Annotated in this window: 25 protein-coding genes; 11 read left to right on the top strand and 14 right to left on the bottom strand. The window is 63.7% G+C overall.

Annotation, left to right across the window (positions count from 1 at the left end; translation table 11 throughout):
- The first annotated feature begins 1,044 nt into the window (after positions 1-1,044).
- The 3 genes from BVC93_RS33770 to BVC93_RS12525 all read left to right on the top strand — a co-directional run bounded on the left by BVC93_RS33770 (position 1,045) and on the right by BVC93_RS12525 (position 4,163).
- The gene (locus tag BVC93_RS33770) at positions 1,045-3,063 is read left to right on the top strand and encodes a GH-E family nuclease (RefSeq protein WP_197687543.1); all 2,019 of its coding nucleotides are present in this window, start codon (positions 1,045-1,047) and stop codon (positions 3,061-3,063) included.
- An 84-nt stretch (positions 3,064-3,147) separates the two neighbouring features.
- Positions 3,148-3,561, top strand: a complete 414-nt coding sequence (locus BVC93_RS12520) for an ankyrin repeat domain-containing protein (protein WP_083737577.1) — start codon at positions 3,148-3,150, stop codon at positions 3,559-3,561.
- Positions 3,558-4,163 carry a DUF4241 domain-containing protein gene (locus BVC93_RS12525; protein ID WP_083737578.1) on the top strand — a complete coding sequence of 202 codons (606 nt, stop codon included), beginning with the start codon at positions 3,558-3,560 and terminating at the stop codon, positions 4,161-4,163. The genes BVC93_RS12520 and BVC93_RS12525 overlap by 4 nt, the downstream gene beginning before the upstream one ends.
- A 750-nt stretch (positions 4,164-4,913) precedes the next feature.
- Here BVC93_RS12525 and BVC93_RS12530 read toward each other — a convergent pair.
- Together BVC93_RS12530 and BVC93_RS12535 are read right to left on the bottom strand one after the other, a co-directional pair.
- Positions 4,914-5,834: an NAD-dependent epimerase/dehydratase family protein gene (locus BVC93_RS12530; protein WP_083737580.1), complete on the bottom strand. Its 921-nt coding sequence runs from the start codon at positions 5,832-5,834 to the stop codon at positions 4,914-4,916.
- Positions 5,835-5,899: 65 nt separating this feature from the next.
- Positions 5,900-6,841 (bottom strand): acetoacetate decarboxylase family protein, encoded by a 942-nt coding sequence (locus BVC93_RS12535; RefSeq protein ID WP_083737582.1) that lies wholly within the window; start codon positions 6,839-6,841, stop codon positions 5,900-5,902.
- Positions 6,842-7,031: 190 nt separating this feature from the next.
- Here BVC93_RS12535 and BVC93_RS12540 point away from each other — a divergent pair, with 190 nt between their 5' ends.
- The 4 genes from BVC93_RS12540 to BVC93_RS12555 all read left to right on the top strand — a co-directional run bounded on the left by BVC93_RS12540 (position 7,032) and on the right by BVC93_RS12555 (position 9,987).
- On the top strand, positions 7,032-7,625 hold the full coding sequence (locus BVC93_RS12540) for a TetR/AcrR family transcriptional regulator (protein WP_083737584.1): 594 nt from the start codon (positions 7,032-7,034) through the stop codon (positions 7,623-7,625).
- A 108-nt stretch (positions 7,626-7,733) separates the two neighbouring features.
- Entirely contained in the window at positions 7,734-8,705 is a 972-nt protein-coding gene (locus BVC93_RS12545) for an alpha/beta hydrolase (RefSeq protein ID WP_083737586.1), read from the top strand.
- On the top strand, positions 8,702-9,376 hold the full coding sequence (locus BVC93_RS12550; protein WP_083737588.1) for a type 1 glutamine amidotransferase domain-containing protein: 675 nt from the start codon (positions 8,702-8,704) through the stop codon (positions 9,374-9,376). Before BVC93_RS12545 ends, BVC93_RS12550 begins: the two co-directional genes overlap by 4 nt.
- Before the next feature lie 176 nt (positions 9,377-9,552).
- Complete coding sequence (locus BVC93_RS12555; RefSeq protein ID WP_192860285.1) at positions 9,553-9,987, top strand: pyridoxamine 5'-phosphate oxidase; 435 nt, start codon at positions 9,553-9,555, stop codon at positions 9,985-9,987.
- 112 nt (positions 9,988-10,099) lie between these two features.
- Here the strand turns inward: BVC93_RS12555 and BVC93_RS12560 are convergent, their stop codons facing one another.
- A complete protein-coding gene (locus BVC93_RS12560) occupies positions 10,100-11,035 on the bottom strand; it encodes a CPBP family intramembrane glutamic endopeptidase (RefSeq protein ID WP_236950341.1) in 936 nt (311 codons plus the stop codon).
- A 1,073-nt stretch (positions 11,036-12,108) separates the two neighbouring features.
- Complete coding sequence (locus BVC93_RS33075) at positions 12,109-12,483, bottom strand: hypothetical protein (RefSeq protein ID WP_157516886.1); 375 nt, start codon at positions 12,481-12,483, stop codon at positions 12,109-12,111.
- Between the two features lie 50 nt (positions 12,484-12,533).
- Here BVC93_RS33075 and BVC93_RS12570 point away from each other — a divergent pair, with 50 nt between their 5' ends.
- Positions 12,534-13,157, top strand: a complete 624-nt coding sequence (locus BVC93_RS12570; protein WP_192860287.1) for a carcinine hydrolase/isopenicillin-N N-acyltransferase family protein — start codon at positions 12,534-12,536, stop codon at positions 13,155-13,157.
- A 179-nt stretch (positions 13,158-13,336) separates the two neighbouring features.
- On the opposite strand, the gene BVC93_RS12575 is transcribed toward BVC93_RS12570, so the two are convergent.
- Entirely contained in the window at positions 13,337-13,705 is a 369-nt protein-coding gene (locus BVC93_RS12575; RefSeq protein WP_083737598.1) for a hypothetical protein, read from the bottom strand.
- A 356-nt stretch (positions 13,706-14,061) separates the two neighbouring features.
- On the opposite strand from BVC93_RS12575, the gene BVC93_RS12580 reads away from it, so the two are divergent.
- Entirely contained in the window at positions 14,062-14,952 is an 891-nt protein-coding gene (locus tag BVC93_RS12580; RefSeq protein WP_335583139.1) for a helix-turn-helix domain-containing protein, read from the top strand.
- Here the strand turns inward: BVC93_RS12580 and BVC93_RS12585 are convergent.
- Both BVC93_RS12585 and BVC93_RS12590 read right to left on the bottom strand, forming a co-directional pair.
- Positions 14,910-16,328, bottom strand: coding sequence for an acyl-CoA dehydrogenase family protein (locus BVC93_RS12585; RefSeq protein ID WP_236950342.1), 1,419 nt, complete (start codon positions 16,326-16,328; stop codon positions 14,910-14,912). The genes BVC93_RS12580 and BVC93_RS12585 overlap by 43 nt on opposite strands.
- 474 nt (positions 16,329-16,802) lie before the next feature.
- Positions 16,803-17,993 carry a hypothetical protein gene (locus tag BVC93_RS12590; RefSeq protein ID WP_442929082.1) on the bottom strand — a complete coding sequence of 397 codons (1,191 nt, stop codon included), beginning with the start codon at positions 17,991-17,993 and terminating at the stop codon, positions 16,803-16,805.
- A 756-nt stretch (positions 17,994-18,749) separates the two neighbouring features.
- On the opposite strand from BVC93_RS12590, the gene BVC93_RS12595 reads away from it, so the two are divergent.
- Positions 18,750-19,124: a nuclear transport factor 2 family protein gene (locus tag BVC93_RS12595; RefSeq protein ID WP_236950344.1), complete on the top strand. Its 375-nt coding sequence runs from the start codon at positions 18,750-18,752 to the stop codon at positions 19,122-19,124.
- A 61-nt stretch (positions 19,125-19,185) separates the two neighbouring features.
- Here the strand turns inward: BVC93_RS12595 and BVC93_RS12600 are convergent, their stop codons facing one another.
- The 4 genes from BVC93_RS12600 to BVC93_RS33975 all read right to left on the bottom strand — a co-directional run bounded on the left by BVC93_RS12600 (position 19,186) and on the right by BVC93_RS33975 (position 21,620).
- Positions 19,186-19,737 (bottom strand): TetR/AcrR family transcriptional regulator, encoded by a 552-nt coding sequence (locus BVC93_RS12600; protein WP_083737602.1) that lies wholly within the window; start codon positions 19,735-19,737, stop codon positions 19,186-19,188.
- A 28-nt stretch (positions 19,738-19,765) separates the two neighbouring features.
- A complete protein-coding gene (locus BVC93_RS12605) occupies positions 19,766-20,410 on the bottom strand; it encodes an NADPH-dependent F420 reductase (protein ID WP_083737603.1) in 645 nt (214 codons plus the stop codon).
- Positions 20,411-20,661: 251 nt separating this feature from the next.
- Positions 20,662-21,171, bottom strand: a complete 510-nt coding sequence (locus tag BVC93_RS12610; protein WP_083737605.1) for an AAA family ATPase — start codon at positions 21,169-21,171, stop codon at positions 20,662-20,664.
- Positions 21,172-21,374: 203 nt separating this feature from the next.
- Positions 21,375-21,620, bottom strand: coding sequence for a hypothetical protein (locus BVC93_RS33975; protein WP_236950345.1), 246 nt, complete (start codon positions 21,618-21,620; stop codon positions 21,375-21,377).
- Here BVC93_RS33975 and BVC93_RS34750 point away from each other — a divergent pair.
- Positions 21,507-21,833, top strand: coding sequence for a hypothetical protein (locus tag BVC93_RS34750; protein ID WP_442929083.1), 327 nt, complete (start codon positions 21,507-21,509; stop codon positions 21,831-21,833). The two genes, BVC93_RS33975 and BVC93_RS34750, sit on opposite strands and share 114 nt — an antisense overlap.
- Here BVC93_RS34750 and BVC93_RS12620 read toward each other — a convergent pair.
- From BVC93_RS12620 to BVC93_RS12630, 3 genes are read right to left on the bottom strand one after another with little or no spacing between them, the layout of a single operon-like run.
- On the bottom strand, positions 21,773-22,408 hold the full coding sequence (locus BVC93_RS12620; protein WP_083737609.1) for a 3-oxoacid CoA-transferase subunit B: 636 nt from the start codon (positions 22,406-22,408) through the stop codon (positions 21,773-21,775). The two genes, BVC93_RS34750 and BVC93_RS12620, sit on opposite strands and share 61 nt — an antisense overlap.
- Positions 22,405-23,061 (bottom strand): 3-oxoacid CoA-transferase subunit A, encoded by a 657-nt coding sequence (locus BVC93_RS12625; protein ID WP_083737610.1) that lies wholly within the window; start codon positions 23,059-23,061, stop codon positions 22,405-22,407. Before BVC93_RS12625 ends, BVC93_RS12620 begins: the two co-directional genes overlap by 4 nt.
- A complete protein-coding gene (locus BVC93_RS12630) occupies positions 23,061-24,275 on the bottom strand; it encodes an acetyl-CoA C-acetyltransferase (protein WP_083737612.1) in 1,215 nt (404 codons plus the stop codon). Before BVC93_RS12630 ends, BVC93_RS12625 begins: the two co-directional genes overlap by 1 nt.
- Positions 24,276-24,305 lie beyond the last annotated feature (30 nt).

Genomic DNA, 24,305 nt, shown 5'->3' on the forward strand with positions numbered 1-24,305 from the left:
CGCCATCACGCCCGCGAGGTGTTAGGCGAAAATAGCTGCAATGCAGCAACTTTAGTGGTGCACAGTGTCCCGCGGAGGAGATGGCATGAGGCTGCATGACAGTGACGAATTGAGGCCTGGTGCATGGGATTCGCGAGCCATGGGTCCGCAAGCCAATTGTCGCGTCAGAAGTGGTGTGGACATGAAAGTGAGAATTCGAGATATGGACACAACGTGAGAATGCCGCAGACGCCGCAGCTCAGCGAAGGACGACTGGACACGAAACTTGAGAACCTACACTGCTGCTGCTGCGGCACACGATGTCCAAATGGACATGAAAGTGGGACTTTTCGCACGGCAGGACGCCACAGCGTTACCTGCATGATGGAAGCGAAATGTGTGCGGGCCATCTGAGGCAGGAAGCGAGACAGCGGGACTATGGAGAGCGAGTGCCGGAGTGGGGTGCTCGACTCAATGGCGTATTTTGGCGGTGGCCTTTGCAGTCTGCACGCATCCCCGATCGAGTGCATGGTCGGCAGCTCTGATTGCTAAAACAGTTGTAGCGGCGATGTCCGGGTGAGGTGGTCGTCGTTTATCTGTCGCGGTAGACGCGGTGGGCGACTCGCCGAGGCCCCTCCCGGCACAACCACCACACCGCGGGTCACGGGGTGCCGCCAGAGCCGCCGCGACTGGCGATGCCGCGCCGCGACATGTGTGACAGGACCCGCTACGCCGATGCCGGGAGATTCACTGAAACGCTGCATCAGCGCTCCATCAGCAACAGCGCTAGATCTCCCCATGTGCGCAACCTGCTGGTCCAGGGAAGTTAGCCGCACAGTGCTGTTATCTATGTCACAGTACGTTCGGATGGCTTAGTAAAGCCCGACTACCTCTGCATAAGTTCTCGCAATCTCGCCAACTATCCGGTTGATGGGGATTCGAGAGTGATAGCCACAGGGGTGGGTCATGGGCCGTCATGCACGCAAACAGTTCGATTCAGATAACTTTCTGACCGCCGAACATCAGTCCATATGGGTTCGCTGGCCAGGACAGGTGCTAGCGATTGTGGCTGCGGTGGCGTTGGTGGTGACCGGGGTGCAGTACGCCGAACGCTGGACCTCCGCCCGCCCGCAGAGCAGTGATGCCACGGTGGTGGCCTCAGCGCCGGAGTTGACCAGTGCCGATGTCGTCGCCCGCCACGCCGTCGCCGCGTTCGGCGACTCCGCAGTCGGCACCGATACCAGCGTGACTCCCGTCCAGCGGGCGGTGGGCATGCCCAACGACCCGGTGGCCGGACTGACCCGCGACACCGCAGCCGGACCGGTGCAGATCGTATTACCCGGCGGCCTGGGCCCCGCCCAAGCGACCGTCGACGGCCACGTGGTCTACCCGAACCGGGGTGCCGGATTCGACTTCCTGGCTGAGAACACCGGCTCGGGCACCCGCACCATCGCCCGCATCCCCGACCCGTCCGGCCCCCGAGCCGTCACCACGTTCGTGCGGACACCGGCTGACACGGTGATGCTCGCTCACACCAACGGCTACCTGACGATCAACCGCGCCACCCCCACCGCCGAGACCGTGGCACTGTTTTCCCCAGCGGAAACCCGGGATGCCACCGGTGCTCTGGTCCCCTCCTCCTACGTGGTGCGGCAGTTGCGACCCGGGCTCTATCAGATGACCGAAGTCATCGACCCCACCCCCGAGACGGTCTTCCCCGTCTTCGTCGACCCACCCCTACACGTCGGCGGCCTCACCGAGGCGCCGTTGCCGGCCGGGTTCCTCGACACCCTCTCCGGTGCTGTCGATGCCGTCGGCGGGGCGATCACCACCGCCGCCAACGCGACCGTCAGCGGCGTCACCGCGGTCGGCACATTCGTCAAAGAAAACCCGCTGGAATCAGCCATCCTCGTCGGGGGTGTCGCCCTGGCCATCACCGGCGTCGGCGGACCCGCCGGCGCCGCCGCCATCGCCGCCGCGACAGTGAATCTCAGCTCCGCCGGCCTCGACATCGCCGCAGCCGCCATGCCCGACAACGAACTGCTCGCCAACGCCTCCACCATCATCGGTGTCGTCTCGATGGCCACCCCGCAAGGCGCGACGAAGAAAGTCGTCAAAGAAGGCCTCGAAGAACTCACCGAACAAGCAGCACGCAACACCGACACCATCATCGACGTCGCGAAAGCCGCACCCACCCCACCGGGAAAGCTTGTCGACGACATCACCGGTGCCACACCAGGTAAAGCTGATGTTCCCGGTGCCGCCACCCCCAAAGCCCCCAACGCACCCCCCACCACCGGCAGCGGCATCCCCGACGGAAACGTCATCCCGGGCGGCGAACACAGCTGGCCACTACCCCCCGCAGCCGCCGACCGCCGACTGTCCACCAAGATCACCTCCGACGTCACGGTGCGGCCAGAGAATAAGAACGCCATTGCCCCGCCAAAAAAGAACGCCGACGGTATCGAAGTCGATCCAAACACGCAGGCGCCGCTCGGTCCTAAACGCGATATGGGACACAAGCCAGGAGAGGAGAAACGGACGAGCAAGGAGATGGCTAAGAAGTACGGGCTCTCGCGCCGAGAATTCGTTGAATGGGAAAACAACCCAGCGCGGCGGCAGTGGGAAAACGCCAGCAGCAACCGCGGCCACGAGTACGAAGACCCGCGTCCGGCTGACGTGATGTACAACAGTTACAAAAGATGGCTCAGAAACAACATGGAGAAGAACCCGCAGCTGGCAGCCGACCCGACCGCTCAGCGCCGGTTGCGGGATGAAATCGACAATCCCACACCGAACATCCGGCCCTCCTCAGAACGGGCCAACATTAACGCCGAGATGCGCGACACCGGCACCACCCGAACCGTGCCATTAGGTTCCGGACAGCAAGACGACTCCGAATCGTCCGAATCAAGCTCGGGCACCAGTAGCTCGCAGCAACGCGATGACCGCGGCGGCAACAAAGACCGCAAAGACTCCTCCAACAACGGCAGCAAGAAGAAAGACGACAGAAAGAAGAGCGAACCGAAGAAGAAAAAGAAGAAAACCCAGGCACAGAAGAAACGCAAACGCCAAAACCGGTGACACGAAGTCGAACTCACCAAACTGCGGCGCCGCCACGAGCGCCGACAGTGATCGAAAACCACGTAAATCAGAAAAGAGGTTGTGATGGTGCGGACTCCGCTGCACATGTTCGATATGAAGTATGACGTGGAGGAGTACTTGGCGTTGGTGGCCAGCGGCAAGTATGACGTCAACGCTCAAGACGCCGACGGCAAGACCCCCCTGCACTACGCCGCCGAACAAGAACAATCACAAATCGCGGCTGCATTGCTAGATGCTGGTGCCGACCCGAATCTGCAGGAAACCCGCTGGGGAAAAACTGCATTTTCCGTCATGGTGATGTACCTCGATACCCCCACCATCAAAAAGGCCATCGCCTGCGGAGCTGATCCGACCATCCCCAACTACCACGGGGTCCGGCCTGTGGACCTCGCCGGAAACGAACCAGAGATCATCATCCCGCTTCTGCGCGAGACCGCCCGCAAGTTCGGCGTCAATGACGACAGTGCGGCGCCATGATCCTCATCGACGACTTCCTGGTCGGACACACCGACCGCTACACCAATACCAGTGAACTCGAACTCGGCACCCTCACCCTCACCTCCGGACGACTACGCATCCGCGACCCCTTCGACCCCCACCCCCGACCCACCGATGATTGCCTGATGCTGATCCCCGCCGGCACCTACCGGGTGTGGGTCACCCTGGCCTCACTGCCGGCCATCCACGACACCACCCTCACCGAAATCCGGGAGGCCTACCTATCCATCGAACTCGCCAACCGCACCCCCACCCGACTGACCTACGCCGACTCCCTCGTCGCACCCCCGAAACCCAGCTACGGCGCACTCACCGGCACCGACAGCGGCACCATCGCCGTCTTCGACGACACCCTCAACACCAGCATCAACCGCGACCACCTCACCACTGCACTCGACACCACCACGCCACTGCCGTTCAACTACGCCAACATCCCCGCCGACAACAACCACAACATTGTTGTCAGCCACAGCGGCTACGGCGACGGCGCCTTCCCCATCCTGCTCACCAGCGACACCGATGGCCCCCTGGCCATCCACATCGACTTCGGCGTCCTCAACACCGGCGAAGACGACGAATAAACACCAAAACTCCTGTCATGCAGCCCAATACGGGCCATGCTCAGTGCTGAGCCAGCCGTAACACCGTCCTCCCCGACCAAAACAGACACCCTGATCGGCAATGAGATTCGACAGGGGCGAAGCTACTGAGCACAAGCCAACGCGCCGGCCCCCACACAGCCCAACCAACTCACCGATCCCGACGCAGACGCGAGTCGACGACAGCCCCGAGCAGGCCCATGGGCAGACGGCGCCGCAACCACCAGGTGTGTCAACGGATCCACCTACACACGGGTAACACGCGAACTCTCTGCATCCCCATCACATACACGTATCGAACAGCTACGGACCAGCAAAGACGCTGAAATTTCGGCCCTGCCTTACAGATAAGCAGTCGGTGACGTCTCGCCCGTTGAGCTGTAGTGCGTGTCCGGACAATGCGATTCGGCGGTGTCAACGGCAACCGAAAGCTGACTACCTGCCCAGAGGGGTGGGCTGCTCAGGATTCGACCGGAGCCGACAGTCCAGTTCTCAAACGAGATGCCCACCTGGTGTCCAAATGGACATGAAGGTGAGAATGCGCCCGGCTGAAGCGTCCCGACTCAGCTGCCAGGGTCGAATTGAGGCAGCGCGATACGAGACGGACGGTGTGAGACGAGACATGAGCCCGCGCGAGCTGGCCGTTACGCAGTGGCGCCTCGGAGAGGGCTCACGTCTCGATACACGGGACCGTCAGTCGCGCAGGTGAACGCGTGACTCCCCTCGACTTCCTTACTCGTTGAGAATTTCAATGATTCCTTGTGGGTAGGTCGTGACCGTGAAGTGGGGGAAGCGTGTGGCGAACTTGCTGGAGTCGAAGACGTTGTCGTAGCGGTAGCGAGGTAGCAGTTCGGAGGCTTCCTTGACCGCGGTGTTGAACCATCCGCCGACTGTGAAGGTGATCTCCGGGACTGTCGTGGGGTGGATGTCGCGCCCGGTGACTTGTGAGCAGATGGCGATCATCTGCGCGTAGGTGAGTCGGTTGGGATCGGTGGGGAGATGCCAGGTCTGGCCGTAGGCGTCGGGGGTGTTGCCGATCAGTCCCATTGCGCGGCTCGCGTCGGGGGTCCAGATCAGGGATCTTCTCGTGTGGGCGTTGATCGGGATAATCGGTCGCTTGCGCTGCCTGATGCGGTCGAAGACGGCGGAGTTGGTCAGGCTCTTGGTCTTACCGGGTCCGTAGAACTCGGGGGCCCGGCAGATGACGGCCTCAATCCGGCCGGCGCTCATCTCGTCGAGCAGCATGTTGGCGATCTGTGCGCGGACGGCGGCCTTGCGGCCGATTGGCTGGAATGGGGTGTCTTCGGTCTGCGGCGTGGAGGTCCGCGGGTACATGTAGGTGTTGTCGAAGAAGACCAGTTTGGTCTTGTGTTTCTGACAGGCGGCGATGGCGTTGGCCATCATCACCGGGAAATGCTGCTCCCACAGGGTCGAATCGATCGGCAGCCCGACCGTCAAGTAGGCGACGTCGCTGCCGGCGACGGCGGCCGCGGTGGCGTCGGGGTCGGTGAGGTCGGCGGAAACCAGTTGGTTGGTGTCGTGAATCTTGATCGGTGTACGGCTGACCAGCCGGATGTCCTCGGTGACGTGGTCATGGAGGTAGCGGGTGAGTTCTTCGGCGATCTGGCCGTTGGCTCCTAGGACGGTCTGCATGTCGTCGTGTTCCTCCGAGCCGGGATGGGGTTACGTGGTGATGGGCCTGCGGCCCAGGTGGCCAATCATGTCGCCGGGAACGACACGGGCACGGGGATGTGCAGGGCGTTCTGGCATTCGGTGAGTACGTCGAGGCGCAGTGCCCTGATGGGTTTGAGCGATTCGATGTCGTCGGTCAGGCGTCCGGTTCCCAGTTCCAGCGAGACGTCTTTGGGCAGGAGCGTGCTGCCGGCGGCGAGGGCGTTGGTCTGGCTCAGTGTGGCGTTCCAGCCGCCGTTGAGTTGCGTGTAGGAGGTCAGTGTCGAGACCTGTGTGCCGCTGCGGATCTGCTTCTGGTTCGGGGTGGCGACGTCGAGCGCGATGTCGGTTCCGCCGGTGCCGTTGGCCACCCTGGAGGCGGTCCGCTGCGCGGTGATGTCGACGTCGATGTCGGTGACCCACTTGGGAAATCCGTACCCGTCGTGCCCACGGACTTGGGCGATCTCGGTGTTCACCGGCAGCGACAACACGTAAGCGTGCATGGAGTTGTTGGCCAGCGAGGACAGCAGGTCGGCCGCTGCGAGGTTGCCGTGATGCGGGGGCCGGACGGCGATGCCGACGGTCGCCTCGGTGTAGAAGTCGATGTCGCACACGTCGTAGCGGAAGAACACCACCGAGAACAACCCGATGCCGGGCGCAATCTGCAGCGGGTCCAGCCCGGCGGGGAGTCGGGATCGCAACCTCCTCACCGGAGCGAGGTAGGTGATCTGCGCCTTGGACATCGCGTAGTAGAAGTTCGGCGTCCGAGTCGGACCGATCGCCGACTGCACCTGCGTCTTGGGCAGCTTTCGGAAGAAGTCGACGCTGCACACCCGCGGGTCCGCGGCGACGGCATCCAGGTCTGCGTCCATGCGGTACCGGTCATAGAGCCCGCCCTTGGGGACGGTGACCGTGCGGCCGCCCAGCTGCACCTCCACCACATCCGAGTCCTTCTGGCCGCTCGCGCCGCCCGATGTCGACTCCGTCATGTTCTGAACCCTCCGTATGTATGCAATGCTTACATTGAACGATAGGTTCGAATGTGCGCGGTGTCAACATTGCTCGTCCCCCCTGGGTGCGGCCCTTTTCGGGCGGGACGAAGATGCTGACGGCGCGTCCGGCATGATCGGAACATGCTCGACGTCGACGTCGACGCGGATGTGGAAGGGAGGCGCGGCCATGGCGGCCACACCCAAGAGCACGTACCACCACGGCGACCTGCGCGCCGCCCTGTTGACGACCGCCATGGACATGCTGGAACGTGGCGAGCAGTTCTCGATTCGCGCGGTAGCCCGTGAGGCCGGCGTCTCGCCCACCGCCCCGTATCGGCACTTCCCCGAGCGGGAGGCGCTGGAGTCGGCGCTGGCGGCTCAGGGGCTGCGGGACTTGAAGGCCGACCTGACTCGCGGCCGCGAGCTGCCCGGCACGGTCGACGAGCTGGCCGACCTCGGTGCGGCCTACGTCGAGTTCGCGCTGCGCCGGCCCGCGCTGTTCCGGCTGATGTTCGGCAACGAGTGCGATCACGAAAGCGAGGAACGCGTGCAGGCGGCCGCCGAGGTGCACGAACTGCTCGCGACCGCGATCACGCGCGTCCTCCCCGATTCCGACCCCATCGACCTCGCCCTCGGAGGCTGGGGGCTCGTGCACGGGATGGCGTGTCTGTACCTGGACCGTAAACTCGCCGCCCCGTCGATCGCGGACGTCACCGCCCAGGTTCGCGCGTCCTTCATCGCCGTGCTCGCCGCCACGCCCGATCAGTCTCGGTCGGACTGACGGTCGGCGTTGACTCCCGGCTCCACCCTCGCTAACGTCGATGTAAGCGATGCACACATTCTTGTATCGCGTCCCCTCCCGCGTTCAGTTACGAGATGGAGACCCGTCATGGCCGATGTCCCGCCGCCCATCACCCCCTACCTCGAACCCGAGGCGAAGCAACTGTGCGAGCAGACCGACCCGCACCCGCGGATCTACGAGATGCCGCCCGCGCAGGGCCGCAAGATCCTGTCGGACCTGCAAAGCGGTGAAGGCGTCGACCGCCCGGAGGTCGACGAGGAATGGATCGACGTCGACGCCGGACAATGGGGCAACGTCCGAACCCGGATCATCCGCCCCAAGGGCGTCGACGGGTCGCTGCCGGTCGTGGTCTACATCCACGGCGCCGGATGGGTGTTCGGCGACGAGCACACCCACGATCGGCTCTTCCGCGAACTCGTCGTCGGCGCGGGTGCCGCTGGAGTCTTCCCCGTCTACGACCGCGCACCGGAGAAGGGCTACCCCACCCAGGTTGAGCAGAACTACGCCGTCGGACAGTGGGTCCTCGAACACGGCGCCCCCCACGGCCTGGACACCTCGCGGGTCGCGGTCACCGGTGAATCTGTCGGTGGCTGGATGTCCGCGGTCTTCGCCCTGATGAACAAGGACCGTGGCGGCATCGACCTCAAGGCCCAGGTGCTGCTCTACCCGGTTACCAACGCCGACTTCGACACTCCGTCCTACCTGCAGTTCGCCGAGGGCTACTACCTCACCCGAGACGGTATGAAGTGGTTCTGGGACGCCTACACCCCCGATGCGAGCCACCGCGCGGAGAAGTACGCATCACCGCTGCAGGCCTCCCTCGACGACCTCACGGGGTTACCGACGACGCTGGTCATCACCGATGAGGCCGACGTATTGCGCGACGAGGGCGAGCAGTACGCCAACAAGCTGCGCGAAGCCGGAGTCGATGTCACCTCCGTGCGAGTCGCCGGCATGGTCCACGACTTCCTGCTGCTGGACAGCCTGCGCAACACCAAGGCCGCCAACGTCGCCCGCGACCTGGCGATCACCGCCCTGACGAAGGCGCTGCACTCATGAGCCCGCGCATCCTCAACGTCGGCCACTACGACGACCCCGACGAACCGACCGGCCTGTGGCTGTCCGAACTCACCCACGCCTGGCACGTCTTCGAACAGCACGGCTTCGAGCAGACCCTCGTCAGCCCCGCCGGCGGCCAGGTGCCCCTGGAGCCGCGCGCGCTGAAATTCCCCAACTACGACAAGACCGCCAAGGCCTGGCGCGCCGACCCCGCCAAGATGGCACTTCTCGAGAACACGTTGAGCCCCAACGACGTCGACTCCTCCGACTACGACGCGATCTACTTCACCGGTAGTCACGCCGTCATGTACGACTTCCCCGACAGCGAGGGCCTGCAACGGATTACCCGCGAGATCTACGAACGCGGCAACATCGTGTCGTCGGTGTGCCACGGCTACTGCGGACTGCTGAACACCACCCTCTCCGACGGCTCCTACCTCATCGCCGGCAAGAAGATGACGGGCTTCGCCTGGCAGGAAGAAGTCCTCGCCCGCGTCGACAAACTCGTTCCCTACAACGCCGAGGAACGAGCCAAAGAACGCGGTGCGCTCTACGAAAAGGGCAAAATTCCGTTCCTCTCTTACGCCGTCGTCGACGGCAACCTCGTCACCGGACAGAATCCGGGCTCGGCCAAGGAGACGGCCAAAAAGGTCGCCTCACTGCTCCGCTAGCTCAACGGCAGGTCACAGCCGCCCAGTCACGTACCACGCATTGACCGACGTTCAAGCCGAAGGACGATTCGACTGCATCCGAGCTTCTGGAACGCGCCGCGCAGTGGGCCGATGTGTTGTCTCGAGCCGCGCAGGAGGTCGGGAATCGTGCCGGGCGACACGGGGTTAATCAGATCATGTCAAAAATGACCAGCACGGAACGCGAGACTTACCTGGCCGATCTGCATGTTGGTGTCATCGCCGTCGAACGCCTTGATCGCGCGCCGCTGTCTGTACCGATCTGGTACGACTACGAGCCCGGCGGCGAGGTTCTCGTCACCAGCTTGGCGGGGTCGCTCAAGGCTCGCCTCATCACCGCCGCCGGGCGCTTCTCCATCACTGCTCAGGATGAGACCTTTCCATACCGTTACGTCACTGCCGAGGGATCGTTGACCTCGATCGAGACAGCCGACGACGCCACCATGAAGGCGATCGCCGTTCGCTACCTCGGAGAGGAGGGGGGCAACGCGTTCGTGGAGTCGTTCGCCAGGGACCATCCTGACGCTGAGTCGCTTTTGTTCCGGATGCGGCCCGAGCACTGGCTCAGCGTCGACTACTCCAAAGAGTCCTAGTGGCGGTTTGACGCGGTCTCATCAGTGAAGAAGTCAGGGCGGGTGAGCAAAGATCTGTTCGGCCCTGATGATGAGTTGTACATGACCCACTGCAGTGTTGTCGCCTGGTTGTTCAGAGGCCTTGGAGCATGGTGATCGGGTTCGCGTTCATGACGCCGTGAAGTACGAGTAGTGGCCACATCGCTCGATAGCGAGCCCAGAGCAGGCCTAAGAACAGCCCGGTGACACCTTGGTTGGCTATGGCGTTCGCGAGATCTGAGACGAGCGGACCCTGGCCTTGGATTGCGATGTGCCAGGAGGCCCAAACGACCGAGGAGAGCACGATTGCCGGCCAGAGACCGCCGAGTAGCTGTTGCCATCGAGTCTGGAGCCACCTCCGGTAGAAGAACTCTTCCAGTACCGCGTTCAGAAGGAACCCGCCGATCAGGACGACCAGAAGCGTGGTGGGGTCGAGCTCGGGAGAGGTACTTGGTCGGTTGGCGGACAGGATAAAGAAACAACCTGCCCATCCGGCTGCTGGTACCAGCGGTCGCCAAAGGTTTTGCAGTGCAAGCATCCTCGTGCCGTCTAGGTCGCCTTCTTCCAGTGAAATTGGTTGGCAACTCTTAGCTTTGGCGCGTCGGGTGGTCACTGCAAAGAGCATCGCCGGCAGGACCAGGAGCAGCGTGACTTTCAGCAGTGTGTACCGAGGCTCGTCGGCTCCCAGTAGCGTCAGCAAAACCGTAAAGGCCAATCCCAGAGCAAGCAGCACAGCCGCTTCGATGCGAAGAGTCCCGGCGCTGCCACGCGGGCGCGGCTCTATCCGTGAACTCGGTGGCACCAGCATCGCCAAAGCTACCCCGATAATGGCGGGAAGCAGCGGATGCCAAAAGGGCACGGTGCCGTTGCTGTCGGCGGTGTAGCGGATCTGTCCGCCATCGCCGATGATGACGATGAAAGCAACAATGTAGATCGTCACACCGAGACCAAAGATGGACTTTCCCACCAATCGGCATAGGCGCCCGATGTCGATATCAGTCGGCAAGCAGGTCGGCGCAGTCTCGGACACGCAGCCACGGTAACCGCGACATGTGGTTCGACTCGAGGCGCTCTCTGGGGACTTCTGAATCCGGCTACCGATGTTGGGGACCAGCATGATTATCAGGCAGGCTTCGTCGTCGGACCCATCACGATGGTGGCTAGAGCGGCCGTGGTAGCCGCACCCGCCCGTAGATGTGACCAGAGATGTCGCTCAGCAGCTACGACTCAGTCGTCACCCATCTGAGCGGGTACCTGTACAACAGTCAGGGCGCACCTCTGGCGCTTCGCGGAGAGGGGCATCGATTGGGGCGGCGTCGAAGCTGCGGGCGGTTTCGCTTACCAACACGCTCGAGCCGTCCATGTCGCGTTTCGATTAGCGCACGACACGGGATTGTCCCGGCTTCGCGTCGAGGCCACGACGTCATCAACGTCGACGTGTGGTCTGGGTAATGTCGGCATTGACGGTCTCCTTCGTGGCCTGCGACGCGCGCCGGTGATGTCCCCGCCACGCGGGTCGGCCTACCGCGCGGCGAGGTGGCGCCAGCAAACTTCACGGTAGACGGCCGGAAAGTCGCACACCATGTACGGTACGACCCATAGTCAACTGCTGCTGGCGTGCGATCCGCACGAAGACGGCGCACACGGCATGCGCGGCCACAACGCCGCCCGATCTGCCTTGCGCTACCTCAACCGCCGCTGATAGATCGGCTGCGCGACGGAGGAATTGGACATCTGAGTGAGATTTTCCAGGTGCCGTCGGTGCGTTGCCCCCGACGGGGTGGACTTCTGGTCGACAACGGCGCACACGGGTCTCGCGAAACATCGTCAAGCAGCAGTGGGAGGACTCAAGCCTAGGCGCCGAACGCCACACAAAACGGCCCGCGAAGTCAACGAACCACCCGCACGCCGGCCTGCCGCGGTATGCCCGTTGCAGGGCTGACGGTCTGGTCCGATTTGCTGGCACCCGCAGCCGTGATGCCTCGGGGCCCTCACTCCAACGGGGGAAGCGATGTGCGGCGGGCAGCGCGAGACAGGAAACGAGGTGAGGGAGTGTTTTCTTCGGCGCGTCCCTTTCTTTGCAACCGAGAAAGAGAGTCCCGGTCAGGGCTGCTGGTGGATGCCTAGCAGAGCTTCGGACCGATCCCAGAGTTCCTGGGCGAGCATGGCGTCTTTGGCCTGGGGGTTTACGCGGCGGGCGGGTTTGAACTTCTCGTAGTAGGTGCCTGACGTCCACTCGCTACCGGCTGTGGTGGTTGCTAGCCAGATGAGCTGGGCTGCACCTTTTTCCGGGGTGATGAGGAATGGGCGGATGGCCTTGGCCAGGTACTTCAGCCAGCTATCGGATTCCTTGGCGAAGTTGGAGGCGACGTTGCCCGGATGGAATGCCGCCGAGGCCAGGCCTTGGGCACGGTAGCGGCGGTCGAGTTCGGTGGTGAACAGGATGTTCTCCAGCTTTGCGGCTCCGTAAGCGCGCACGGGCGCTGAATGCGAATGGCCTCGGAGGCAGGTTCTCTAGCGATATCGCGTTGCCGCAAACAGTGATCAGACGGCGGATCCTCGAGTCCGACAGCTACTACAATGCGTTGAACGTCCCGTTTTCGCTGCGGCAGCAAATCCCCGCGAACCTCGTCATCACCGACCGGAGCGGGTTCACCATCAACCTCGAGACCACTCCGGCTCGCCATAGGTGGATCTATGCATCGGAGGGCATCTTGGTGCACGCCAACCACTATGAGGAGGACGTCCCAGACCAGATCTCGGCCGACTACCGACCGTTCTCGGTGGATTCGCTGTTTCGCTCACCGATCCTTCGAGGCCGGCTCCGATCAGCGGCGCATGCGATGCGCGGACCTGAGCCCTCTGTCCTGATGGACTGTCTCGGTGACCATTTCGGCTATCCCTACGGTGTGTGTCGGCACCCAGACAGCAGGGACCCCGAGCATTTGCAGTCGAAGACGATCGCCTCAGCTGTTGTTGATCTCACCAGTGGCCGCTACTTCCTGGCCCCGGGCAATCCATGTGACACCGCCTACGAGCTCCTGCCCTGGAACCTGTACGACGATGGCCCGCGACCGGGCGGCAATGGCACTGCCGAACCGACGACGATGCTGACCTCGTCCTGCGTCGGGACGAACCCGAATCGCCCCTGAGATAGGGGGTTTCGACAGAGTGCGGATCACGCTTCCACGATGTGAGTGTCATGGGTTCCACGGACCTCCCGTCGGATGCGAGCGACGTCTGTGGGTACTCCCGTCACGTCATATACAGCACGCTGACACCGACCATGCCACATGAGGGCGGCCAGGGTCGGCACCATCCTGCGGAGTGCCTATGCTTCACCCAAACTCGGCCGGTAGTCCGCCGCCTCGGCCTCAGCGGCCAGCAACGCACCCAGTTCGCCCTCCTGCTGGGCGACAAACACACCGATGACCTGCCGGCACACCTCCGGCACGCTGACCCCGCGCATACCAGCAATACGTGTCAATCCGACCAGCATTGACGTCGACACGTGGAACTGCACCACGAACTGACCGCACGAACCATCCTCGGGCGGTGACCCCGGACCGACAACCACCGGATGATCTGGGTCGAATTCGTCAACATCAGCACGGCGAGCCCTCTCAACGGTCCCACCACCAGCGCCGCCAGCAACGCCCTCGTCCGGGTCCCGGAACTCCTCATGGCTGAACAAACCCATCCCGCCCACGCTAGACCTTGCAGAATGCCGACGCCGCCAAGTGAGCGGGTGGGCCGAACCGTGTCGAATGTCTGAAAATCAGGCGGTGAGCAGTGGTGGACCCGTTCGTGTTGTCTCGGCTTGACAGACACCAGCAGATGCCGAGACTAAGAAAGGAGATATGGCCTCGGCCTCAGCCAGACCGTCAGCAATCCGGAGGTAGTTGCTTGCCGTACTGGTCCACCAGCGATCTCAGTGTGCAGGATCAGGCTGCCTACTGGGGTGATGTCGTGTGCGAGGCATTCACGCCGCTGTCTCCCAAGCGCGGTCAGACGCAACTCAGTCGCACCAGTTTTGCCGAGGGCCTCCCAGGCTGGGTGCGATCGGCACCACTGGCCGACACAAACTGTGCTGAGATCGCATCGTGTACGCAGCTGTTGACTCACGGTCCGCGTGAGGTTCGCCGATCACCCTCGGAGGCAGTGTTCGTCAATCTGCAACTGGATGGCACGTGTTACGGCGAGCAAGACGAACGTAGGTGCATCGTCCCCGCCGGCAGCATCGCCGTGTTCGACACCACTCGGCCATATCGACTCGAATTCATCGAGCCGATGGCCCAGAGAAGTTGGCGTGTGCTGTCGTTTCGCATCCCTCGCGATCGCTGGCAAGCCAGCATCGGCGACCTCGAATTCACCTCCACCACCATCGACACGGCCGGAGGACCCGGAAGCGTCGCCTCGGCCATGATGGCGTCACTGTGGCAGAACCTGCAGACCCTGGACCAGGGCACGGCGGCAAGGCTCGAGAGTTCGTTCACCGAGGTTCTTGCCGCCGCGACCGCCGTCCACAGCCGCACCGCCCTGGAGTCCGAGAGTGGACGGCGTGACAACGCGCTGAGATTGTTGGTACGCAATCATATTCGGGCAACAATCCCGCTGGGGAGAGTCACGGCCGCCGACGTCGCTCGCGCGGTGTCGATCTCGGTCCGTTCGTTGCACCGACTATTCGAGGCAGAGTCCAGCAGTTTCGCCGCGTGCGTTCGTGAGGAGCGTTTGCGCGGCGCGATGCTTGATCTCGTCTCTTCACCCAATTCGTTGCCGCTCAACAAGATCGCGGCTAGGTGGGGCTTCTACGACAACTCGCATCTCACCCGGGCCTTTCAGCGCCACCTCGGCTGCACACCGACCGAATATCGGGCCTCTGGCGGGCGTCTTGGTGGGCTTGGTCAAACGCCGGTCACCCCTGTGCACGACAGCATCGGGTCGTAGTCGTCACGCCTCATCAGCGCATGCAGCTGGCGACGGCGCACTCCCATGTTTCCGCCGTCATACAGTGGAAAGCAGAGCACGTCCTGCATGATCCCGGCGATCGGAGTCTCGTCGCCGTAGGAGTTCACTCCCACAACACGCATGGCGTCGTATACGACCTGCACCGCCAGTTCAGAGGTGAAGACCTTCACCATGTGTCCTATCTCCTCGTCCGCACCGCAGGTCCGGTCGTACAGGTCGCATCCCTTCCAGGTCAGGTAGCGCGCGGCTTCGATTCGAGTCTTGATGTCAACGAGCATGTACCCAGCGTTCTGGTGGTCGATGATCGGGACCGACCCCGAGCGCTTGTCGGTCTTGGCAAACGCGAGCGCGTAATCAAACGCGGCTCGCATCCGGCCGACGCACGCGGCCCCGATGATCGACGATGTCCAGTTGAAGGTCCTACGCACGATCTCGATACCGTCGCCCGGCTGCCCGATGAGATGATCGGCAGGCACCCGCACGTCGTTGAAGGTGATGCGTGGCGAGATGGTCGCGCGGTGACCGACTGTGTCGATGTACGACTCGATGACGACGCCGGGAGTGTCGCCCGGTACGACGATCACGGCCATCGATTCCGCAGGACTCAGACTCGGGTCGGTACGACAGAGCACACTGATGAGGGCAGCACCTTCCCCGCACCACCCCGAGCCGTTCGTGGTGAAGTGCTTGCGGCCGTTGATCACCCAGTCATCCCCGTCCCGTCGCGCGAACGTCTGCACACCGCCCTGAGGATCGGCGCTGTCGAAGTTCGCTCCGCCAGTCACCTCGGTGAATGCCCACGCGGCCAGCAGCGCCTCGGTGCCGGCGAACCGAGGCAGAAACTTGGCTCTCTGTTCTTCTGTGCCGAAGTGAATGATCGGCTGCAGGCCCAGACCGGTTCCCAACAACGCGGTCGGCACGTTTATGTCGACCCTTGTCAGCTCTTCCGCTGCCAGTGCAAAATCGAGGGACGACATCGCGGTACCGCCATAGTGAACAGGTAGCAGCGCCTTGACGAAGCCCGCATCGGCCATCTCTTGATAGAACGGTCTGATCGCGGCAAATCTCGCCTCGGGTGTGGGTAGGTCGGCAATCGCCTTGTCAACCAGGCTGAGCCTTTCAGTCGCGAAGGTGCGCGCAGCCGACCGCAATGCAAGCTGGTCCTCACTCATGGTGAAGTCGATGGTCATGAACACTTCCTCCTGGTACGCGGTAGCCCGCCGGAACCCCATGTAGGTCCCGCGGCAGGTGCCAGTACGATGCGTCGGCATTGTTACGGAACACGACCTTTGCCTTGTACGGACGTGCCGGGTTCGTTGTACGAGTGCGCCAACATCGGCGCCATCCAGGACCACCAGCCTCGACCGAGGCCAGCTCGGTGTGCACCAAACCCGGGGCGCCTCCGAGTCTTTGGCAGATCGCCAACATCGGATGATCTCTGCGGCACTCGGCAAGACGCCGCCGAACGATGGGTACAGCACAACATCGACCCAGCCGGACGTTGGGATGACGTCATCGCCGTGCTCTACACACAGTCGACGAACATCTGATCGTCGCAGTGGCAGCCAGGCGGGATTGTCCTACTAGCTACCGATGAATGGCGAAGTTGCGGACGTCGCCGCGTTCGAGGCGAGACAGTGCATCCTGCACGTGGCTGGAGGCAGAGTTTCAATGTCAGCAGTAATGCGCGGTGTTCGGACGCGAAAGCCAGCATGCGGAGCCCGCACAGAAGTTTGGTGAGAAGGTCGAGCACGAAGCGATAGCGGCGGTCTCTCGCCGCCCGCCGGTGCAGTGCGTGAGCGTTGACCGCCGCTGCCGAGCAGACCGGATCAGTGTTGAGATTCCGCGCGATTCAGCCGCCGTAGGCCCATCGACTCGAAAGCCACGACGTAGAGCAGAGCAACCAGGATCATCCAGTCGATGAAGCCCAACGCATTTCCGTTGATGCCCTCGGCCACCGGTGGCTCGTGCAAGACGTGTGCGGCCGCAAAGCGGTAGTAGAGGATGAAGGTGAGTACGCCGAGAACCAACGTGAGCGTGGCTCTGATCGCATAGTTCGCAGTTGTACGCGGCCCGTTGGGACGATTGCCGAAGGCGTTGGCCCACATGATCATCCAGAACACCCAGCAAACGCCGAGTTGGGCGGCGTACTGGTTGATGCCGGCTCCGAGCGTCTCGGTGACTGACGGTCCGAAGATGGCTTTTACCGCCGGTACGGCGAGAAAGAAGAAGGCGGTGCCCAGAACCACATTGCCGACCGTCGAGCACGCCGCCACGCGGCCTGGGTTGCCCGCCAGCCGCCACGGCCAGTTGTCGAGGGTCTGGCCTGTGAGAATCACCGCCACGATGACGCAGTAGAACCAACCCATTACGGTGTCGAGCGACATGATCGGGCTGACGTCCGAGGCGCTGATCGCCGGCAGACCGAGGACGAAGTAGAGCAGCATGGTGGGCCCTGCGACGGCGGCGATCTCGGCCATGCCGACGGTGGGCTGGCGGAAGCCCAGTTGTGGCCACGGCCAGTGCTGCCAGTTGAGTACGACAATGACGAACGTGCCGAAGCCGAACAGGACGAACAGTGCTCCCGTGAAGTAGCCCAGCCCCCCTTCGCGGTCCGCGGCGAAATCGGAATTGAGCGCACCCAGCCCGAAGGCCAGCACCCACGTTACCGCGACGGCGAACACCACCGTTGCCGCGGTGATGGCCAGCCCGCGCCACGGTTGACGAAGCCTGTTGAAAGCTGCGAACTCCGAGTTGAATCCGATGAACACCACGAACAATATGGCCCAGAAGAGCGTGGCGTTGAATGGCATCGGATAGAAGTGCCACGGGCTGAGCTCGGGGTCGGCGAGTAGCCACCAGCCGAGCACGGACAGCGCGACCACCACGATGAGGTTGGCCAACCCGAAGGCGATCCAGCCAGCCGACGTCGACGGGGTCGCGCCTGCGTCGGAAGCTGGCGGTGACGGTGAGCGATCCTGAACGGGGACAGCGGATCCCTCGTTGGTTGGTCCCTGCATCGTGGACATGAGTACTTGCTCCTTCTGAGTGGCGGTCGCGCCTAGATGGCGGGTGCTTCGACGTGGGTTGACGTGCCGGACCAGCTTGCGGAATACGGCACCATGTGCGATCGCGTCGGTGCGCTGCAGTTCGACGTCGGTAGCGTCAGCTGAGACTCTTCGTGTGCGCAAGCCCGCCCTCGCTTCCACGGCGACTTCCGCAATCCGTCGGACATGTGAGCCAGCACACATCTCGTGGTTGATCGACCGCAAGAGTTACATGGGGTTACAACGGCGGTGCGCTCTGCTCGGCAGCGGCACTCACTGCGGCGCAACGCGTGATCATTGACATACCGCGCCATGGCAACAGGGGAGAATCTGCGCTGCGCCAGGTCGGGTCCGCGTCGCGAGGCGCGACTGGTGGCAGCGATCTACGACACCACGGCGCCAGGATGTCGGTCATTGAGCGAGAACACGCCAGTTGGTAGCAGGTCAGGCACGAGCGCGGCCCTGCGCCCACAGCAGTGCAGATCGCGGCGCGGTCTGTGTCAGATTGATCAATAGGTGTCGTGCCGCCGTCGACATTGATGGACTGCCCTCGAATGACAGCGGCGCAACCGCTCAGGAGAAACGTCACGACCCTGCCCACTGCGGAGGGGAGCCGTCGAAAGGTCGGCACAGACAGCACTGTTTCCTGGCCGTATTCTATAATGGTCGTTATAGAAAATGGATGGGTGGGGCGTAGACCTCGTTCGTCATGATCCCTGGAGGACAGTGGTGAGCACTGCAGACCCCATCGAGCAGCTTATGCACGACAACCTGATGGCAGTGTTCAACGAGCGCGACGGCGCGAAGCGTCAGGCTGCGATCCAGCGGACCTATCACCCCGACGTCCGCTGGACCGACGCCGAAGGGGTCATCACCGGCCACGCGGCACTCGAGGCCAAGTGCATTGGTCTGCAGAGAAGTATTGGAGATCTGCAATTCGAGCCTGCGGGTCCGCCTCACAAGTTGCCTTATTTCGGCTACTTGGCCTGGAGGCTGGTCGATCCCGCTCAGGGTCGAGAGGAGATGTCGGGTTTTGATGTCGCCGTGGCCAATGAGGGGCTGATCACCGAGCTGTGGACCGTCCTCATTCCACCCACTCCGTAACCGGCGCCGGCACCAGTCTGACGATCGACGGCTAACACCAGCTGCTGTAAAGACAGCGCACTCAGCGGGATGGCCAGCCGTTCATGGTGGCCGCGGCGACGGCCCGCAGCTCCTTGCGGGTCACCCCGTCACGGGCACGGGTGGACAGTCCGTTGATGGCCACGATCAGGTATTCCGCGAGTGTGCGGGGGTCAGCCGACGGCGGCAGGTCGCCATCGTCGATCGCGCGTCTGAGCCGCGCTTCGACGACTGCGCGCCCCTCGTCGCGCCGGCCGGAGAGCAACGGATCAGTATTGACCAGACACCCTTTGGGGCTGCCCCGCCGCGTGCAATCGACGATTGCGGAGTCGAGTAGGCGTTCGGCGAATGCGCGCGCTGTCGCCTCGGTGAGCGCCAGCGTCAACGGGGTTTGAGGTCGCTGAGCGTAGAGGTCCACTGCCTCGTCGTACAACTCACGCTTGCTGCCGAACGCGGCGTAGAGGCTCGGCGAGGAGATGCCCATGGCTTCGGTGAGTTGGCTCATCGACGTGCGCTCGTAGCCGCCGTTCTCCCAGAACGCGTGCATCGCCGCATCAAGTGCACGGGCTCTGTCGAATTCGCGTGGCCTGGCCATTGCCTGATCATATTGCGCGAGGATGTCGCTACTGCGGTCCCGCCAGATCCATCTCGGGTGGGCTGTTTCCGGCGATGGGTTGGGAGATGAAGCTGTGTCCTGTCAGCGGACCTCCGAATGAGTGCAGCAGGCCGCCGGCGTCGTTGCGGCCGAGGTCGATCGGGTCGAACCCGAACCGTTCTGCCAGGGCTGCGATCTGAGCATTTGCTTGCGGGTCGTTCCCCGAAATGAAGGCGACGCGGCGGCCCTGATTCGACTCGCCGGGGTCGCGTGCGAGGACTTTGGCCCAGGTGTTTCCGAAGGCCTTCACTACACGGGCGTTGACAGCCCATTCAGCGACGAGGTCCGAGGACGCGCGCCCGCCGAGATCGGCTAGCGAAAAGTCGGAGTAGTCGATGGCGTTGGTGGCGTCGACGATGATCCTGCGCTCCCAGTCCGGGACTGACGACACCAATCCCTCGACCGCCTCGAACGGCACGGCGAGGAACACGATCTGTGCGCCCAATGCGTGCGAAACTTCGGTTGGCACAACAGCCGATCCCAGCTGCTGGTGAAGCGAGGCGACGGCTCCCGGACCCTTCGATGTGGCAACCGCCACCTCGATTCCGGTACGGGCGAACTGGCTGGCAAGGGCGCCCCCGATGGCACCCGATCCAATGACGGCGTATTCCATTTCGTCTCCCTCCGGCTCCGTGACTGGGCGAAGCCGCTCATTGTGTATCGATCGTCATATAATCACGAACGGCCCCGGGATGTGGCATTCCGTATCGATCGACACAGCATCATGTGTTGAATCGAAGCTGACGGGTCCCGGAGACTCTCCGTGTCCACGGCGGTCACCAGTACCGCCACTTCACGTGGAGGCGGTGCGCACACTCCGCACGTCAGATGCAGGGCCGCGCTGCCAACGGCAGTGCCTGCCGACTATGACCACCGGACTGCGGTGGTGATCAGATCAATTATCGCGTCGGGGTCCTTGTCGGCACCGATGACCCGCTCTTGCCGACCCGGCAGAACGTCGTGGTCGCGCCACCACCGCCGCAGCTCGAGCTCTCCGAAATCAGCGCACCCCTTGCTGTTGTGGCGTCGCAGCGTCTCTTCGAACGGCAGATCGAATCGGAAGAACTCCGTGGTCCCACGATGATCAGCGGCCAGCGATCGCAACATCGGCCCGTAGACGTCGCTGCGCAAGATTCCCTCCAGCACGACGTCGCTGCCTTGGTCGAGGGCGTACCGCGCAACGAGATCAATGAGCCGCACCGCCGGATTGCCGCGGTCGTCTCCAACGCCGAGCACCTCGCGGCGCAGCACGTCTTGACTGACCAACGCCACTTCGTGACGCTCCCGCAGCATTCTGGCGACAGAGGACTTCCCCGATCCACTGTTCCCGCGCACGACGATCAGCACCGTGCTCTCCGATCCGACAGCAGCCACCGAGAGATCAAACCAACAAAACCAACGAACTGCCACGCACCGCCATGGATACGGCGGACACTGGTGGAAGAAACTCGGGACAGCACCGCCGAGGCGGCACTGATCGAGCGCGGCAACGGGTGACGACGGCCTGGATGTGCCAGGCATGTCATCCATGGTCGAGATGTTGATCGCCGAGCCTGGTGAACTCGATGAAGGGCTACTCAATCCCGCAGAGGCGTTGGTGCGCAGCGCGTTCGGACCCAGCTTTCGCCCCCACGGTTGGGCTGCACGCCGTGCATGGCGTGCACGTGGCCCTCATCGATGGTCAGACCCTCGTAGCGTTCGCCGCTGTCGTGGCCAGGACCCGGCACCACAGTGGTGTTGTCGTTGACACCGGCTACGTCGAAGGGGTTGCGGTCCGCGCCGATCACCAGGGCCACGGACTCGACCGTGTCGTGATGAACCACGCCGAAACGATCATTCGCACACGCCATCAACTCGGGGCACTCAACACCCATCGTTGGGTAAGCGAGACCGGGCAGACCGAGACGTGGATGCAGATCAGTCCGTGCGGTGCCCGGACCGCGGGTGCGGTGCACGGGGATGGCGAAGTCTGTGGTCACATGCCGAGCAGCGGCACGTCGAGGCGGGCAGCGAGTTCGTCGCGGCTGATGCCGTAGGTGTCTCTGACGGTTACCCCGTCGGCGGTGATGTCGAACACCGCCAGATCGGTGTAGACGCGGGATACGCAGCCGACGCCGGTCAGCGGGTAGGTGCATGACGGGACCAGCTTGGCCGAGCCGTCCTTGGCGAATAAGGTCATCATCACGAACACCTGCTTGGCGCCGATGGCCAGGTCCATGGCGCCGCCGACCGCGGGTATGGCATCGGGTGCGCCGGTGTGCCAGTTGGCCAAATCGCCTCTGGCGGAGACCTGGAACGCACCGAGCACGCAGACGTCGAGGTGCCCGCCGCGCATCATTGCGAACGAGTCGGCGTGGTGGAAGTAGGCGGCTCCGGGTAGTTCGGTGACGGGGATCTTGCCGGCGTTGGTGAGGTCGGGATCGATCTGATCGCCGACGGCCGCGGGGCCCATGTTGAGCATGCCGTTTTCGGTGTGCAGCACGATCCCGGCCTCGGCCGGGAGATGGTCGGCGACCGTGGTGGGTTGGCCGATCCCCAGGTTGACGTAAGACCCGGCGGGGATGTCGCGTGCCACCAGGGCGGCCATCTGAGCTTTGGTCAGTGCGCTCATACCGCTACCACCTTGTCGACGTAGATGCTCGGGGTTACGACGGCTTCCGGGTCAAGAGTCCCGGTGTCGACGACCTCACGGACCTGCACGATGGTGGTGGTCGCGGCCGTGGCCATCACCGGCCCGAAATTGCGGGCGGTCTTGCGATACACGAGGTTGCCCATCCGATCGGAGCGGTGGGCACCGATCAGCGCGACGTCGCCGGCCAGCGGGTACTCCAGAATGTAGGTGCGGCCGTCGATCACGCGTTTTTCTTTGCCCTCCGCCAGGGGTGTTCCGACCGCGGTGGGGCAGTAGAAGGCACCGATGCCCGCGCCGGCGGCGCGCATCCGCTCCGCGAGGGTGCCCTGGGGCACGACTTCGAGTTGGATCTCGCCGGCTCGGTAGAGGCCGTCGAACACCCAGGAGTCGGATTGGCGGGGGAACGAGCAGATGACCTTGCGGACTCGCTTGGTCGCCAGGAGAGCTGCCAGCCCGGTGTCGCCGTTGCCGGCGTTGTTCGAAACGACAGTCAGATCTTTTGCGCCCTGGTCGATCAGCGCGTCGATGAGCGCAACGGGCATGCCCGCCATGCCGAAACCGCCGACCAGTACGGTGCTGCCGTCTGCGATTCCGGCAACGGCTTGAGCGGTGGTGTCACAGATGCTGGCCATCAGCGCACCACCTCGAACACCGCGGCCAGACCCTGGCCGCCGCCGATGCACATGGTCTCGAGAACGGTGCGGGCGCCGCGGCGACGCGCCTCATAGGCCGCGGTGGCCAGAATGCGCGCGCCGGTAGCACCGATCGGGTGTCCCAGCGAGATCCCGGAGCCGTTCGGGTTCAGACGCTCGTCGAGCGGATCGACCTTCCATTCGGCCAGCACCGCCAGTACCTGTGCGGCGAAGGCCTCGTTGAGTTCGATGAGATCGATGTCGTCGAGGGTGAGTTCGGCCCGGCCCAGCGCTGCGGCGGTGGCGGCGACGGGGCCGATGCCCATGATCTCCGGCGCGCAGCCGGTGACAGCCCACGAGCGCAGCTTCAACAAGGGCGTCAGGCCCAGCTTCTCAGCCTGGGCGTCGGTGGTCACGACGCACAGCGCGGCACCGTCGTTCTGGCCCGAGGCGTTGCCGGCGGTGACCGTCGACTCGGCATCGACCTTGAGACGGATCGGTCGCAACGCGGCCAATTTCTCGACGGTGATGTCGGCGCGCGGATGTTCGTCGCGGTCGACGAGGACATCGGGCGCCCCGCGCCTACCCGGGACGGTGACGGGTACCAGTTCGTCGGTGAAGTGGCCGGCCTCGTGGGCGGTGATTGCGCGCTGATGCGATCGCGCGGACAGCTCGTCTTGCTCGTCGCGGGTGATGCGGTACTCGCGACGCAGGTTCTCAGCGGTCTCGATCATGCCCCCGGCAATGGGATGCGATGTGCCGCCCGCGGTTTCGCGGGCACGATCCAGCCGGTCCAACAGCGCGATGCCACCTTGGCGAACACCGGTCCGCAGTCCCAGGGCGTAGTGCTCGACGTTGGACATCGACTCCGCCCCGCCGGCGATCACCACGCTGGCGGCCCCGGTGGCCACCTGTCCCGCGGCGTAGAGCACGGCCTGAAGGCCCGAGCCGCACCGCCGGTCGATCTGCAGGCCGGGGACCTCGGTGCCCAAGCCCGCGTCCAGTGCGGCGATACGCCCGATCGCCGGGGCCTCCCCGTTGGCATAGCCGTTACCGAGGATCACGTCGTCGACATCGCTCGCGCCCAGTCCGGTGCGCTCGATCAGCGCCCGCAGTGCGGTGGTGGCCAGGTCGGTGGCGGTCAGCGCTGCCAGCGCGCCACCCATCCGGCCGACCGGAGTGCGGACGGGACTGCAGATCACCACATCGGTCATGGCTCAACCGTAGATCGTGCGGAGGATATG

Origin of the sequence: Mycobacterium sp. MS1601 (assembly GCF_001984215.1) — a bacterium.
Taxonomy (GTDB): Bacteria; Actinomycetota; Actinomycetes; order Mycobacteriales; family Mycobacteriaceae; genus Mycobacterium.

Excerpts from the sequence above, each read along its gene's own strand:
- BVC93_RS12520 (WP_083737577.1), top strand. The coding sequence starts at position 3,148 with ATGGTGCGGACTCCGCTGCACATGTTCGATATGAAGTATGACGTGGAG.
- BVC93_RS12525 (WP_083737578.1), top strand. The coding sequence starts at position 3,558 with ATGATCCTCATCGACGACTTCCTGGTCGGACACACCGACCGCTACACC.
- BVC93_RS12530 (WP_083737580.1), bottom strand. The coding sequence starts at position 5,834 with ATGCAGACCGTCCTAGGAGCCAACGGCCAGATCGCCGAAGAACTCACC.
- BVC93_RS12535 (WP_083737582.1), bottom strand. The coding sequence starts at position 6,841 with ATGACGGAGTCGACATCGGGCGGCGCGAGCGGCCAGAAGGACTCGGAT.
- BVC93_RS12540 (WP_083737584.1), top strand. The coding sequence starts at position 7,032 with ATGGCGGCCACACCCAAGAGCACGTACCACCACGGCGACCTGCGCGCC.
- BVC93_RS12545 (WP_083737586.1), top strand. The coding sequence starts at position 7,734 with ATGGCCGATGTCCCGCCGCCCATCACCCCCTACCTCGAACCCGAGGCG.
- BVC93_RS12550 (WP_083737588.1), top strand. The coding sequence starts at position 8,702 with ATGAGCCCGCGCATCCTCAACGTCGGCCACTACGACGACCCCGACGAA.
- BVC93_RS12555 (WP_192860285.1), top strand. The coding sequence starts at position 9,553 with ATGTCAAAAATGACCAGCACGGAACGCGAGACTTACCTGGCCGATCTG.
- BVC93_RS12575 (WP_083737598.1), bottom strand. The coding sequence starts at position 13,705 with ATGGGTTTGTTCAGCCATGAGGAGTTCCGGGACCCGGACGAGGGCGTT.
- BVC93_RS12590 (WP_442929082.1), bottom strand. The coding sequence starts at position 17,993 with ATGCAGGGACCAACCAACGAGGGATCCGCTGTCCCCGTTCAGGATCGC.
- BVC93_RS12600 (WP_083737602.1), bottom strand. The coding sequence starts at position 19,737 with ATGGCCAGGCCACGCGAATTCGACAGAGCCCGTGCACTTGATGCGGCG.
- BVC93_RS12605 (WP_083737603.1), bottom strand. The coding sequence starts at position 20,410 with ATGGAATACGCCGTCATTGGATCGGGTGCCATCGGGGGCGCCCTTGCC.
- BVC93_RS12620 (WP_083737609.1), bottom strand. The coding sequence starts at position 22,408 with ATGAGCGCACTGACCAAAGCTCAGATGGCCGCCCTGGTGGCACGCGAC.
- BVC93_RS12625 (WP_083737610.1), bottom strand. The coding sequence starts at position 23,061 with ATGGCCAGCATCTGTGACACCACCGCTCAAGCCGTTGCCGGAATCGCA.
- BVC93_RS12630 (WP_083737612.1), bottom strand. The coding sequence starts at position 24,275 with ATGACCGATGTGGTGATCTGCAGTCCCGTCCGCACTCCGGTCGGCCGG.